General features: G+C 68.8%; 11 protein-coding genes and 1 pseudogene. 9 read left to right on the top strand and 3 right to left on the bottom strand.

Translation table 11 applies throughout. The annotated features are described in order from the left end of the window. Nucleotides 1–384: 384 nt before the first annotated feature. The 4 genes from G3N92_RS22105 (at nt 385) to G3N92_RS22090 (ending at nt 4,489) form a co-directional block, all read left to right on the top strand. Nucleotides 385–1,479, top strand: coding sequence for a polyamine ABC transporter substrate-binding protein (locus G3N92_RS22105; protein WP_206129715.1), 1,095 nt, complete (start codon nt 385–387; stop codon nt 1,477–1,479). 108 nt (nt 1,480–1,587) lie between these two features. Then, nucleotides 1,588–2,748, top strand: a complete 1,161-nt coding sequence (potA, locus tag G3N92_RS22100) for a polyamine ABC transporter ATP-binding protein (RefSeq protein WP_206129714.1) — start codon at nt 1,588–1,590, stop codon at nt 2,746–2,748. Then, a complete protein-coding gene (locus G3N92_RS22095) occupies nt 2,745–3,674 on the top strand; it encodes an ABC transporter permease subunit (protein ID WP_206129713.1) in 930 nt (309 codons plus the stop codon). Before potA ends, G3N92_RS22095 begins: the two co-directional genes overlap by 4 nt. Further along, complete coding sequence (locus G3N92_RS22090; RefSeq protein ID WP_206129712.1) at nt 3,671–4,489, top strand: ABC transporter permease subunit; 819 nt, start codon at nt 3,671–3,673, stop codon at nt 4,487–4,489. The genes G3N92_RS22095 and G3N92_RS22090 overlap by 4 nt, the downstream gene beginning before the upstream one ends. A 78-nt stretch (nt 4,490–4,567) precedes the next feature. Here the strand turns inward: G3N92_RS22090 and G3N92_RS22085 are convergent. Next, nucleotides 4,568–5,800 (bottom strand): annotated as a pseudogene (locus tag G3N92_RS22085) (FAD/NAD(P)-binding oxidoreductase); the annotation flags it as partial. 78 nt (nt 5,801–5,878) lie between these two features. Continuing rightward, on the bottom strand, nt 5,879–6,781 hold the full coding sequence (locus G3N92_RS22080) for an MBL fold metallo-hydrolase (protein WP_206129710.1): 903 nt from the start codon (nt 6,779–6,781) through the stop codon (nt 5,879–5,881). 236 nt (nt 6,782–7,017) lie between these two features. Between G3N92_RS22080 and G3N92_RS22075 the strand changes: the two genes are divergently transcribed. Further along, nucleotides 7,018–8,478 carry a sigma 54-interacting transcriptional regulator gene (locus G3N92_RS22075; protein WP_206129709.1) on the top strand — a complete coding sequence of 487 codons (1,461 nt, stop codon included), beginning with the start codon at nt 7,018–7,020 and terminating at the stop codon, nt 8,476–8,478. 118 nt (nt 8,479–8,596) lie between these two features. Here G3N92_RS22075 and G3N92_RS22070 read toward each other — a convergent pair whose 3' ends face one another. Continuing rightward, complete coding sequence (locus G3N92_RS22070) at nt 8,597–9,466, bottom strand: LysR family transcriptional regulator (protein WP_206129708.1); 870 nt, start codon at nt 9,464–9,466, stop codon at nt 8,597–8,599. Between the two features lie 103 nt (nt 9,467–9,569). On the opposite strand from G3N92_RS22070, the gene G3N92_RS22065 reads away from it, so the two are divergent. From G3N92_RS22065 to G3N92_RS22050, 4 genes are all read left to right on the top strand, one after another. Continuing rightward, nucleotides 9,570–10,955: an aldehyde dehydrogenase family protein gene (locus G3N92_RS22065; protein WP_206129707.1), complete on the top strand. Its 1,386-nt coding sequence runs from the start codon at nt 9,570–9,572 to the stop codon at nt 10,953–10,955. A 209-nt stretch (nt 10,956–11,164) separates the two neighbouring features. Beyond that, nucleotides 11,165–11,884 (top strand): ribonuclease activity regulator RraA, encoded by a 720-nt coding sequence (locus tag G3N92_RS22060; protein ID WP_206129706.1) that lies wholly within the window; start codon nt 11,165–11,167, stop codon nt 11,882–11,884. Between the two features lie 282 nt (nt 11,885–12,166). Next, nucleotides 12,167–13,582, top strand: a complete 1,416-nt coding sequence (locus tag G3N92_RS22055; protein WP_206129705.1) for a putative sulfate exporter family transporter — start codon at nt 12,167–12,169, stop codon at nt 13,580–13,582. Continuing rightward, nucleotides 13,579–13,800, top strand: a complete 222-nt coding sequence (locus G3N92_RS22050; protein ID WP_206129704.1) for a hypothetical protein — start codon at nt 13,579–13,581, stop codon at nt 13,798–13,800. Before G3N92_RS22055 ends, G3N92_RS22050 begins: the two co-directional genes overlap by 4 nt. Nucleotides 13,801–14,010: the final 210 nt, after the last annotated feature.

The following is a 14,010-nucleotide window of genomic DNA, read 5'->3' as shown; positions in this document are numbered from 1 at the left end:
TCAGCGGCAAGCTTGAAACGGATTGCCGGGTGCGTGCCGGCTGCCTGCCGGGCGCGTTTGCGCGGGGGCGATGGCGCGACCGCGCAAGCCGGCGTCGCACGGCCGATGGCGTGCCGTCACGCCGCCTGCGGTGCGCCAGCCGGGCCGAAGCGCCGTAGCGTCACCCGGGGCCCGCCGATATTTTTTCGGGTGGACAGGCCCGCATAACCCGATAAAATTGCCGCGACTCCCGGCAGGTGTTCCGTTTGCGCGACATCGGCGCATTTTTTTTGTGACGCTCCGGGATTAGTGATATTTTTCGGGTTTTTCAGGGACGGGTCGCTTCGGCGGCCCGTTATGACGACAGTCGATACCGGCCAGCATAGGGCCGGACGGGAGAACGGGATGAACGCAAAGGTAGCTGGCCGGTTGATGGCCCTCTCGCTGTGCGTGGCCGCCACGGCCGCCTCGGCGAAGGACACGCAGCTCAATGTCTACAACTGGTCCGACTATATTGCCAAGGACACCATCCCCAACTTCGAGAAGCAAACGGGCATCAAGGTCCGCTACGACAACTACGACAGCGACGACACGCTGCAGGCCAAGCTGCTGACCGGCAGCTCGGGCTACGACATCGTGGTGCCGACCAGCAACTACGCCGGCAAGCAGATCGCCGCCGGCATCTTCGCGCCGCTCGACAAGTCGAAGCTGCCGAACCTGAAGAACCTCGATCCGCAACTGATGGCGCTGGTGGCCGGCGCCGATCCGGGCAACAAGTACGTGGTGCCCTGGGCCTACGGCACGACGGGCCTCGCCTACAACGTCAACAAGGCCCAGCAGATCCTCGGCAAGGTGCCGCTCGACAACTGGGACATCCTGTTCAAGCCGGAAAACATCTCGAAGCTGAAGGCCTGCGGCGTGTCGGTGCTCGACGCGCCGGATCAGATGTTCGCCGCCGCGCTGCACTACATCGGCAAGGATCCGATGAGCACCAACCCGGCCGATTACCAGGCCGCGATGGCGGTGCTCAAGAAGATCCGCCCGTACATCACGCAGTTCAACTCGTCGGGCTACATCAACGATCTGGTCGGCGGCGATATCTGCTTCGCATACGGCTGGTCGGGCGACGTCGTGATCGCCAAGCACCGCGCGCAGGAAGCGAAGAAGCCGTACAAGGTCGAGTACTACATTCCGAAGGGCGGCGCGCCCGTGTGGTTCGACGTGATGGCGATCCCGAAGGACGCGAAGAACAAGGAAGCGGCGCTCGAATGGATCAACTACATCGAGGATCCGAAGGTGCACGCGGCGATCACCAACACGGTGTACTACCCGAGCGCGAACGCCGCGGCCCGCCAGTTCGTCAGCAAGGACGTGGCGAACGATCCGGCCGTGTACCCGCCGGCCGACGTGGTCAAGACGCTGTTCCTGCTCAAGCCGCTGCCGCCTGAAATCCAGCGTCTGCAGACGCGGCTCTGGACCGAGTTCAAGTCCGGCCGCTGAAGCCCGCCCCGGATTCGACGCCGTCCCATCAAGCCCCTGGTGCCCCCGGGGGCTTTGTTCGTCTCAACCGCCTTTGTTTGGTATTACCCAGGAGTGATGCAGCAGATCATGAATAGCCAGTCGCGCTTGTCGTCCGCCGCTGCGCCGTCCAGCCCGCCCAACGTTTCGCCGGCGGACGCCGCCGCGAACTTCGTGCGGATCGTCGACGTGGTCAAGCAATTCGGCGACACCACCGCGGTGCGCCAGGTCAATCTCTCCGTCGAGAAGGGTGAACTGTTCGCACTGCTGGGCAGTTCCGGCTGCGGGAAATCCACGCTGCTGCGCATGCTGGCCGGCCTCGAAACCGTCACGTCGGGCAAGATCCTGATCGACGGCGAGGATCTCGCGCAGATGCCGCCGTACAAGCGGCCCGTGAACATGATGTTCCAGTCGTACGCGCTGTTTCCGCACATGACGGTGGAAGCGAACGTGGCGTACGGCCTCAGGCAGGAAGGCACGCCGAAGGCCGAGCTGAAGGAACGCGTGCGCGATGCGCTCGAACTCGTGCAGATGAGCCGTTACGCGACGCGCAAGCCGCACCAGCTCTCGGGCGGCCAGCAGCAGCGCGTGGCGCTGGCGCGCTCGCTGGTCAAGCGGCCCAAGCTGCTGCTGCTCGACGAGCCGATGTCGGCGCTCGACAAGCAGATCCGCCAGCGCACCCAGATCGAACTCGTCAACATCCTCGACAAGGTCGGCGTCACCTGCATCATGGTCACGCACGATCAGGAAGAGGCGATGACGATGGCGAACCGGATCGCCGTGATGAGCGAAGGCCAGATCGTGCAGATCGGCGCGCCGCGCGAAGTCTACGAATATCCGAACAGCCGGTTCTCGGCCGAATTCATCGGCTCGACGAACCTGTTCGAGGGCAACGTGGTGGAGGACGAACCCGATTACGTGTTCATCGAGACGCCGGACCTGCCGTGCCGCCTGCACGTGAGCCACGGCATCACCGGCCCGCTCGGCATGGCGGTGACGGTGTCGGTGCGCCCCGAGCGCATCGCGCTCACGCGCAAGCCGCCCGAGGGCGCCCACAACTGGGGCCACGGCGTGATCACCAACGTGGCCTACATGGGCGGCTATTCGCTGTATCACGTCAAGCTCGATTCGGGCAAGACCGTGATCGCCAACGCCACCAGCCTCGCGCTGTCGGAGATCGACACGCCGGGCTGGAACGACGAGATCTACGTGCGCTGGAGCGCCACGGCCGGCGTGGTGCTGACCTCATGAGCGCGCTGTCCACGTTCTTCGGCTGGCCGATGCGCAAGCTCGGCCTGAGCGGCCGCACGGCCGTGATCGCGGGGCCGTTCTTCTGGCTCATCCTGTTCTTCGCGGTGCCGTTCCTGCTGGTCGTGAAGATCAGCTTCGCGGAACTGAACCTCGGCATTCCTCCGTACACCGAACTGACCTCGTTCGCGGACGGCGCGCTGAACATCAAGCTGAACCTGTCGCACTACGCGTTCCTGTTCACCGACAGCCTGTATTTCGCGACCTACGTGAACTCGGTGTGGGTGGCGGCCGTCACGACGTTCCTGTGCCTGCTGCTCGGCTATCCGATGGCGTACTACATCGCGCGCTCGAACCCGGCCTCGCGCAACCTGCTGATGATGGCGGTGATGCTGCCGTTCTGGACGTCGTTCCTGATCCGCGTGTACGCGTGGATCGGCATTCTCAAGAACAACGGGCTCCTGAACAATTTCCTGATCGGCATCGGCCTGATCCATTCGCCGATCGAGCTGTACCGCACCAATTTCGCGGTGTATATCGGCATGGTCTACACGTATCTGCCGTTCCTCGTGATGCCGCTCTACGCGCACCTCGTGAAGATGGACCTGCGCCTGCTCGAAGCCGCGTACGACCTCGGCGCGAAGCCGTGGAAGGCGTTCCTGACCGTCACGCTGCCGCTCTCGAAGAACGGCATCATCGCGGGCTGCCTGCTGGTGTTCATCCCGGCGGTGGGCGAGTACGTGATCCCCGAACTGCTCGGCGGCGCCGATACGCTGATGATCGGCCGCGTCATGTGGAACGAGTTCTTCAACAACGCGGATTGGCCGATGGCTTCGGCGGTGACCTGCGCGATGGTGCTGCTGCTGCTGGTGCCGATGGCCGCGTTCCAGCACTTCCAGGCGAAGGAACTGGAGGGCCGCCGCAAATGATGCCGAATCGTTATCTGCGGATCGCGGCGCTCGGGCTGGGCTTCGCCTTCCTGTACATCCCGATCCTGAGCCTGATCGTCTACTCGTTCAACGCGTCGCAACTGGTGACGGTGTGGTCGGGCTTCTCGACGCGCTGGTATGCGGCGCTGCTGGCCGACGACGAACTGATCGCGGCGGCCTGGCTGTCGCTGAAGATCGGCGTGCTGACCGCGTTCGCCTCGGTGTTCATCGGCACCTGGGCCGGCTTCGTGCTGGCGCGCATGGGCCGTTTCCGCGGCTTCGCGCTCTACTCGGGCATGATCAACGCGCCGCTCGTGATTCCCGAGGTGATCCAGGGCATCTCGCTGCTGCTGCTGTTCATCGAGCTGGCGAAGTGGATCGGCTGGCCCGCGCAGCGCGGCATGTTCACGATCTGGGCCGGCCACGTGATGCTGTGCCTGTCCTACGTGGCGATCATCGTGCAGTCGCGCGTGCGCGAGCTCGATCCGTCGCTGGAGGAGGCCGCGCTCGACCTCGGCGCGACGCCGTTCAAGGTGTTCTTCACGATCACGCTGCCGCTGATCTCGCAGGCGCTGGTGTCGGGCTGGCTGCTGTCGTTCACGCTGTCGATCGACGATCTGGTGTTGTCGGCGTTCCTGTCCGGCCCCGGCTCGACCACGCTGCCGCTGGTGGTGTTCTCGCGCGTGCGCCTCGGCCTGAACCCCGAGATGAACGCGCTCGCCACGCTGTTCATCGTCGCCGTGACGATCGGCGTGATCGGCGCCAACATGATGATGCTGCGCCGCGAGCGGCGGCGGATGGCCGTGGTGGCCTGACGCGCGCCAAGCCGACCAGGCAACGCCCGGGATCGTGTTCGCGATTCCGGGCGTTGTCGTTGGTGGCGCGGCGGCGGCTCAGGCTTCGCCGATGGCCGGCGCCGTGAACCATTCGCGGCCCTTCAGCATCGCGTGCCAATAGACGGGCGGCAGCAGTTTTTCCTTGAGGAACCAGGCAAGCCGCGAGGGCCGCGTGCCGTCGTTGAGCCAGGCCGGGAAGGTCGGCGCGACCTTGCCGCCGTACAGGAATTCGGCCAGCACCACGCGGCCGCGCTCCACCGTCAGCGGGCACGAGCCGTAGCCGTCGTAGCGTGCCACGCCCTGCGTGCGGCCGAGCGCGGCCAGCACGTTGTGCGCCACCACCGGTGCCTGCTTGCGCGCGGCGGCGGCTGTTTTCGCGTTGGTGGTGTTGACCGCGTCGCCGAGCGCGTGGACGTTCTCGAACGCGCGGTGGCGCAGCGTGGCCGGATCGACGTCGATCCAGCCGCCCGCATCGGCCAGCGCGCTGTCGCGCACGAAGCCCGGCGCGCGTTGCGGCGGCACCGCGTGCAGCAGGTCGAATTCGCGCGTGATCTCCTCGGTGCCGCCGCCGTCGGCCTCGGCGCGCGCGCGGCGGAAGCGGGCGAGGCGCGCGGGGCCGTCCACGGCGATCAGCGTGTCGCCGAAATTCAGGCCGATGCCGTAGCCCTTGACCGATTCCATCAGCGCCGGCACGTAGGCCGGCACGCCGAACAGCGCCGGCGCGGCCAGATGGAATTCGATCTCGATGTTGCCGAGGCGGCCGGTGCGCCGCCAGTGATCGGCCGACAGATACATGGCCTTCTGCGGCGCGCCCGCGCATTTGATCGGCATCGGCGGCTGCGTGAAGATCGCGCGGCCGCGCGGCAGGGCCTGCACGAGCTGCCAGGTGTACGGCGCGAGATCGTAGCGGTAGTTCGAGGTCACGCCGTGCTGGCCGAGCGTGTCGCTCAGGCCGTCGATGCCGGCCCAGTTCAGTTCGATGCCGGGGCACACCACGAGTTGCCGGTAGCCGACGCGCGTGCCGCCGTCGAGCGTGATGGTCTGCTGCTCGGGCGAGAACGCCACGACGGCCGAGCGGATGTGCGTCACGCCGCGCGGCAGCACGCTCGCCATCGGCCGCGCCGTGGACGGCGCGTCGAACACGCCGCCGCCCACCATCGTCCAGCCCGGCTGGTAATAGTGCGTGTCGGCCGGGTCGACGAGCGCGATGTCGAGCGTGCGATCGCGTTTGAGCAGGCTGGCGGCGGTGGCGATGCCGGCGGCGCCGGCGCCGACGATCACGATCTCGTGACGCGCGGCCGGCACGGCGGCGTTGGGGGAAGCGGACATGGTCGGGATTCCTTCGAGGAGAGGCGGAGGCCGCGGCGCTTACAGCGCGTCGATCGGCAGTTTCAGATAACGGATGCCGTTCGGCGCCGGATCGGGCAGCCGGCCGGCGCGCATGTTGACCTGCACCGACGGCAGGATCAGCACCGGCATCGCGAGCGTGGCGTCGCGCGCGGTGCGCATCGCCACGAAACTGTCCTCGTCGATGCCGTCGTGCACGTGGATGTTCGCGTCGCGCTGGGCAGCCACGGTGGTGACCACGCAGGCGTCGCGGCCGCCGTCGGGCGGGTAGTCGTGGCACAGGTAGAGCCGTGTTTCGGGCGGCAGGCTCAGCACCTTGCGGATCGAGCGGTACAGCGTGCGCGCGTCGCCGCCGGGGAAATCGCAGCGCGCGGTGCCGTAGTCGGGCATGAACAGCGTATCGCCGACGAACGCGGCGGTGTCGGCCGGGGCCGAGCCGCCGTCGGCGCGCGCCACCAGGTAGGTCATGCAGGCCGGCGTATGGCCGGGCGTGTGGGTCGCGCGGATCGCCAGCGCGCCGAGCGCGAGCGTGTCGCCGTCGTCGATCAGCCGGTCGAACGGGCGGCCGTCGGGCACGAAATCGGGGCCGGCGTCGAACAGCGCGCCGAACACCTTCTGCACGCGCGTCACGTCGCGGCCGATCGCGATCTCGCCGCCGAGGCGCGCCTGCAGCCACGGCGCGGCGGACAGATGATCGGCGTGCACGTGGGTTTCGAGCAGCCAGCGCACGCGTGCGCCGAGCGCCTCCACGTGCGCGGCGATGCGCTCGGCGCTCGCATGGCCGGTGCGGCCCGACTTCGGATCGAAATCGAGCACGGAATCGACGATCGCGCACTCGCGCGTGGCGGTATCGAGCACGACGTGGGTGGCCGTGCAGGTGGCGGGATCGAAGAACGAGTCGACGGTGAAGGCGGGGGCGGACATCGCTGGGGTACTCCGGAAACGGTCTGGAACGTGTTTTATAGACAAGATGCGTGCCAGGCGCGCCGGCGAGCTGCTTCGTATGGCTAGGGGCTTGATCCGGTTGCGGTTTTTGGCGGCGAGGCGAGGGCGGCGCGGGCCGCCGGCGCGAACGTGGCCGGGAAATGCTGCCAGGTTGGCAGTGTCGTGGCAGTCGTGTGGCAGAATTGGCAGCCTGCCTGCCCTTGTCCGGATTCGCCATGTCCACTCGCCGCCGCCGCACCGCGCCCGACGCGCCGGCCGCTGTTTCCGATGCCGCCGATGGCGCTGCTGCCGCCGATGTCGCCGCGCCCGTCCGCAAGCCGCGCCCGACGATCCCGATCGTCCCGGCCGATACCGCCGGCACGCCCGCCGGCCTCGGCGCGCTCGTCTCCTATCTCGAACACGATCCGCAGCCGATGATCGTGGTCGACCGCGATTACCGGATCCTGGCCGCCAACGCCGCCTATCAGCGCCAGTTCGGCGTGGCCGGGCAGGCGCACGTCGGCCGGCACTGCTACCGCGTCTCGCATCGCTACGACGTGCCGTGCGACCAGGCCGGCGAGCACTGCCCGATGCGCGCCGCGCTCGAATCGGGTGCGGCCTCGCGCGTGCTGCACATCCATCACACGCCGCGCGGCCCCGAACACGTCGACGTGGACATGCGCCCGGTGTTCGACGCCGCGGGCGAGGTCGCGGCCTATGTCGAACGGCTGACCACCGTGCGCAGCGCGTCGGCGCGGCCCAGCGCCGGCGGCCTGGTCGGCAGTTCCGAGCCGTTCAACGCGGCGCTGTCGGCGTTGCAGCGTGTCGCGCCGTCCACGCTGCCGGTGCTGCTGCTCGGCGAATCGGGCACCGGCAAGGAGCTGTTCGCGCGGGCGCTGCACGAGGCCAGCCCGCGCGCGGCCGGGCCGTTCGTGGTGGTCGATTGCTCGGGCATCGCCGAATCGCTGTTCGAGAGCGAGCTGTTCGGCTACGAGAAGGGGGCGTTCACCGGCGCGCAGGCGCGCAAGCCGGGCCTCGTCGAAACCGCGCAGGGCGGCACGTTGTTCGTCGACGAGATCGGCGACGTGCCCGCGTCGATGCAGGTCAAGCTGCTGCGGCTGATCGAATCGGGCACGTTCCGGCGCGTGGGCGGCGTGGAGGCGCTGCGCGCCGATTTCCGGCTGGTCGCGGCCACCCACCAGCCGCTGCGCGAGATGATCGGCGACGGGCGCTTCCGTCCCGATCTCTACTACCGGATCAGCGCGTTCCCGATCGATCTGCCGCCGGTGCGCGCGCGTCGCGGCGACATCGGCCTGATCGCCGAATCGATCCTGCGCCGGATCGCCGACGCCCGGCCCGGCGCGCGGCCGTGCGTGCTGCACGAGGCGGCGCGCGCCTGCCTCGACGCCTATGCGTGGCCCGGCAATATCCGCGAACTGCGCAACGTGCTCGAACGCGCCTGCCTGTTCGCCGACGACGGCGTGATCCGCGTCGAGCACCTGCCCGACGCGCTGCGCGGGGCGGTGTCCGGGGCGGCGCAACGGCAGGGATCGGCCGCGCCGGACGACGACACGCTGCGCCAGGTCGCCGCCGGCTTCCGCGGCACGCGCAAGGCGCTGGCGGCGCGGCTCGGCATCAGCGAGCGCACGCTGTATCGGCGCATGCGGGCGCTGGGGCTGGCCGAACGCGGCGCGTGATGCGGCGGGCGTAGCGCTCGGGCCGGGGAAACGGCCGTGGGTTGGTCGCTCGGCTTGGCATCGACTACCGCACGTTGTCTCGGCGCACGCACACGCTGGGGCTGGCCGAACGCGCCGCTTACCGCGCCGGCTGCGAATGCGTGATCAACTGCGAGAACGCCTCCAGCGCCTTCGACACCGTGCCCTTGCGCCAGATCAGCCAGGTTCGCAGCAGGCCGAATTCCTTGCCCATCGGCCAGGCGCGCACCGACTGCGAGCCGGGCATGCTTTCGAGCATGCTGAGCGGCATGATCGCGAGCCCGCCGCCCGCGCTCACGCAGGCCAGCATGCCGTGATACGACTCCAGTTCGCGGATCTCGCCATGCAGCGCGCCGTCGTTGGCGAGCCAGCGTTCGAGGTGGCGGCGGTACGAGCAGTTCTTGCGGAACACGTAGAGCGCATCGCCGTCCGCGTCGCGGCCCCGGCGGATCGGCGCATGCGCGGCCGGCGCGACCACCACCATCTCCTCGTCGAACACCGGGAAGCCGGTCAGCTCCGGGTGGTCGAGCGGGCCGTCCACGAACGCGGCGATCAGGTCGCCGCTCAGCACGCCGTCGATCATCTGCCCCGACGGCCCGGTCGCCAGCTCGAGCGCGACCTGCGGAAAGTGCTGGTTGTAGGTGGCCAGCAGCGCCGGAATCCGCACCGCCGCCGTGCTTTCCAGCGCGCCCAGCGCGAAGCGCCCGGCCGGCTGCTGGCCGGCCGTGACAGCGCGCGCCTCGCTCACGAGGCTCAGGATCTTGCCCGTGTAATCGAGGAAGATCCGCCCCGATTGCGACAGCGACAGCCGGTTCTTTTCGCGCGTGAACAGATCCACGCCCAGTTCTTCCTCGAGCTGCTTGATGCGCGTGGTCAGGTTCGACGGCACGCGGTGCACGGCCTGCGCGGCGGCCGCGATGCTGCCGTGACGGGCGACGGCCTGAAACATTTCCAGTTGGACGAGATCCATGGCGACATTCTCGAAACGTGAATGATTTGCTCAAAACTATTCAGTTTCATTGAGCGTTGGCCGAGCTTACACTGCCTGCCATCGAATGCCAACGGAGATCACCATGAGCCAAGCCGCACCCGTTTTCCGCTCCATCAGCCCGCTCGACGGCAAGGAAGTCGCCACCTATCCGGTGCAGGGGCCGGACGACCTCGAACAGGCCCTGCAGCGCACCTCGGCCGCCTTCGGCGAGTGGAAGCGCCGCTCGGTCGAGGCGCGCGGCGCGGCGCTGAAGCGGCTCGGCCAGGCGCTGCGCGCCGACGCGCAGCGGATCGCCGAAACGATCACGCTCGAAATGGGCAAGCCGATCAAGCAGGCGCTGGCCGAAGTCGAGAAGTCGGCGGGCGTGTGCGACTGGTACGCCGAGCACGCGGGCGAATTCCTGGCCCCGGAGCCGACGCTGGTCGAAGGCAACAAGGCGCGCATCGAATACCGTCCGCTCGGCCCGGTGCTGTCGATCATGCCGTGGAATTTCCCGATCTGGCAGGTGGTGCGCGGCGCGGTGCCGGCGCTCGCCGCCGGCAACACCTACGTGCTCAAGCATGCGCCGAACGTGCTCGGCTCGGCGAACCTGCTGCGCGAGGCGTTCGAGCGCGCCGATTTTCCGGCCGGCGTGTTCGAGCTGGTGAATCTGTCGAACGAACTGGTGTCGGCGGCGATCGCCGATCCGCGCATCGCGGCCGTCACGGTGACGGGCAGCGTGCGCGCCGGCGCGGCGATCGGCGCGCAGGCGGGCGCCGCGCTGAAGAAGTGCGTGCTCGAACTGGGCGGCTCCGACGCGTTCATCGTGCTGGCCGACGCCGATCTCGATCTGGCCGTGGCGGCCGCGGTGGCGGGGCGCTTCCAGAACTCGGGGCAGGTGTGCGCGGCGGCCAAGCGCTTCATCGTCGAGGCGCCGGTGCTCGATGCGTTCACGGCGCGCTTCGTCGAAGCCGTCAAGGCGCTGCGCATGGGCGACCCGCGCGATCCCGACAATTACGTCGGCCCGATGGCCCGCTACGACCTGCGCGACGAACTGCACGGCCAGGTCGAGCGCACGCTGGCCGAAGGCGCCACGCTGCTGGTGGGCGGCGCGAAGGTGGACGGCGAGGGCAACTACTACCAGCCGACCGTGCTGACCGGCGTGACGCCCGCCATGACGGCGTTCCGCGAGGAGCTGTTCGGGCCGGTGGCGTCGATCATCCGCGCCGACGATGCCGCGCACGCCGTGCAACTGGCCAACGACAGCGATTTCGGCCTGACGGCGTCGGTGTTCACGGCCGATGCCGAGCTGGCCGAATCGATCACGCGCGACCTCGAGGTGGGCGGCGTGTTCATCAACGGCTACAGCGCGAGCGACGTGCGCGTGGGCTTCGGCGGCGTCAAGAAGAGCGGGTTCGGCCGCGAGCTGTCGCATTTCGGCCTGCGCGAGTTCTGCAATGCGCAGACGGTATGGGTGGATCGCCGCTGATCGCGTGCCGATCGGCCCGAGCGGGCCGCTAGGCCGACCGCCGCGAACGTTCGTCGTTCGCGGCGGTTTTTTTCGTCGTTCGTGCCGATCGATCGCGCGTCGCGGCATGGCCGGCGCACGAACGATGCGGTGCCGCGCAAGACGCATTAAGCTGGCAGCCGCATTCTCCGTTCGACACCGACCGACCCTGACCCGATCGAGGCCATTTCATGAGCATTCTGACGCCCGCGCTGCGCGCCCAACTGGAACAGATCAGCACCGCAACCCTGGCCACCGCGCTGTACAAGCGCGGCCTGCGCAACCAGGTGATCCAGGGCGTGACGCCGCTCAGGCGCCTGGCCACGAGCATGGTGGGCGAGGCGTTCACGCTGCGCTACATCCCGGCGCGCGAGGATCGTAATCAACTCGACGTGTTTCGCAATCCCGATCATCCGCAGCGCAAGGCGGTGGAAACCTGCCCGCCCGGCGCGGTGCTCGTGATGGACAGCCGCAACGATCCGCGCGCGGCCTCGGCCGGCGGGATCCTGGTCACGCGCCTGATGAAGCGCGGTGTGGCCGGCGTGGTGACCGACGGCGGCTTCCGCGACGCCGACGAGATCTCGCGCGCCGAGATTCCCGCGTTCCACCAGCGCCCGTCGGCGCCGACCAACCTGACGCTGCACGAGGCGCTCGACATCGGCGTGCCGATCGGTTGCGGCGGCGCGCCCGTGTTCCCCGGCGACGTGCTGGTGGGCGACAACGACGGCGTGATCGTGATCCCCGCGCATCTGGTCGGGGAGATCGCGGCCGAGGCGCACGAGATGACGGCGTTCGAGGATTTCGTGATGGAGCAGGTGCAGGCAGGCGAAACAATCGTCGGGCTGTATCCGGCGACGAACCCGGCCACGCTCGAGAAGTTCGCCGCCTGGCGCGGCCGCAATGGGCGCTGACGGTCGCTGACCGGCGCGATGCATCGCGACGATCGTGGCGGCGTTGTCGTCCATGGGCGCCCCTGGGAGACGAAGCCGCTTTTCCGTTGGTCATGCGTAAGAACGTGACCGCGCAACGCGCGCGTTCCGCCTGCCCGCCCCGATAAGCAAAGACGAATAAGTCATTTCCCGCCGTTCGGTACGGATTCCATACTGATCCGTCGAACCCGGCGCCCGCCCGGTTCGCCGCCCGCACGCCATCCGCTGCGTTGCGGTCACGACACATCCACAGGGGAATGCACCATGAGCGATTCGACCATCGCGAGCACCAGCCGCGGCGAAACCGCCGCGCAGACGAACGGGGGCCGGCCATTCGGCACCGAGGATTGGTGGGCCGTGGCGATCGGCCTGTTCGCCATCGTCGCCGCGTATCTGCTGTTCGCCTCGGGCACCAGCATCAAGCTGCTGGCCGTCGCACCCGCGAAATGGGCCTCGTTGCCGCAACTCGGCGCCGATCTGGCCGCGCATGCCGCCGGCTACCTCGCGCTGTTCGTCGCGTTCGCGGTGGTGTTCTCGGTGGCGATCGCGGCGCTGAAGCTGCCGGTCGCGCAATTCGTGCCGGGCTTTCTCGTGGTTTTCGTGGCGTCGGCCGCGATCTTCGCGATCGGCGCGTGGGCGCAGGCGTCCACCTACAACCTCGAACCGCCGCTGATCGCGCTGGTGCTCGGCCTGATCGTGTCGAACCTGTTCACGCTGCCCGCCTGGCTCGCGCCGGCGCTGCGCGTGGAGTTCTACATCAAGGTCGGCATCGTGCTGCTCGGCGCGACGCTGCCGCTGACGCTGATCGCCTGGGCCGGCCCGGTGGCGGTGGGGCAGGCCACCATCGTCTCGCTCGCGACGTTCTTCGTGATCTACGCGGTGGCGCGCGCGCTGAAGCTCGACCGGCGCTTCGCGGCCGTGCTCGGCGTGGGCGGTGCGGTGTGCGGCGTGTCGGCGGCGATCGCGATCGCCGGGGCGGTGCGCGCGCGGCGCGAGCAGGCGTCGGTGGCGATCACGCTGGTGGTGGTCTGGGCGATCGTGATGGTGTTCGCGCTGCCCGGCATCTCGCGCGCGCTCGGGCTGCCGACCGGCATCGCCGGCGCGTGGATCGGCACCTCGGAATTCGCCGACGCGGCCGGCATCGCCGCCGCGCAGGCCTACGGCGATTTCGCGCGCCATGCGCCGGGCGCGGTGGCCGGCGCGCCCGACGCATCGCTGCAGGCGTTCGTGCTGATGAAGGTGGTGGGCCGCGACATCTGGATCGGCATCTGGGCGTTCGTGCTCGCGATCGTCGCGACCACGCGCTGGGATCGCGAGGAAGGCGGCAGCGAGCTGCGCACGCGCACCGGCGCGGGCGAGATCTGGAAGCGTTTCCCGAAGTTCGTGATCGGCTTCGTGGTGGCGTCGGCGCTCGTCACGTGGATCGCCTCGCATTATTCGCTGGCCGATTACCGCAGCGTGGTCACGCCCGCGTTCGTCGCGCCGATCACGGCGCTGCGCACCTGGGCGTTCACGTTCTGCTTCCTGAGCATCGGGCTGACGACGCGCTTCGCGTCGCTGTCGGCGGCCGGCGCGAAACCGCTGATCGCGTTCACGGCCGGCGTGGCGGTCAACATCGTGATCGGCTACCTGCTGTCGGTGCACGTGTTCGCGTCGTACTGGGCGTCGCTCGGCCAATGAGCGCGTTCGAGGGCATTCCGCCCGGCGCCCGTTGCGGGCGCTGCGTGCACCGTGCCGACGACCGCGCGCTGCTGGAGGCGCGGATCGGCGGGCTCGCGTCGTTCGGTTCGGCCTACGGCGAGAGCGTCGGCGACAGCCGGCTGTGCCTGAAGCTCGACCGCCTCGTGTCGCCCGGCGACGCATGCCGCGGGTTCGTCGAGCGCACGGCGCGCCGATAACGCGCGCTTGCGCCGTGAGGCTTGAAAAAAGTAGGCGTGCTTGTCCGGCATCGGGATGCGCCATGCACCCCGATGCCGATTCACGTCAGGCCGCTCAGGGCGTCGTCGCGCCCGACGCCGCGACGGCCGCCGCCGTCTTGTCCGCTTTCGCCGGCTCCGGCGGCGTGCCCATCGCCTGGAACAGCCGCGCCGTATCGGCGAGCCGCGCGG

This window comes from Burkholderia sp. Ac-20379, from assembly GCF_017104645.1.
Lineage (GTDB): Bacteria > Pseudomonadota > Gammaproteobacteria > Burkholderiales > Burkholderiaceae > Burkholderia.
Note: the sequence above shows the minus strand (reverse complement) of the source record. Positions and strands in the feature narration are given on the sequence as shown.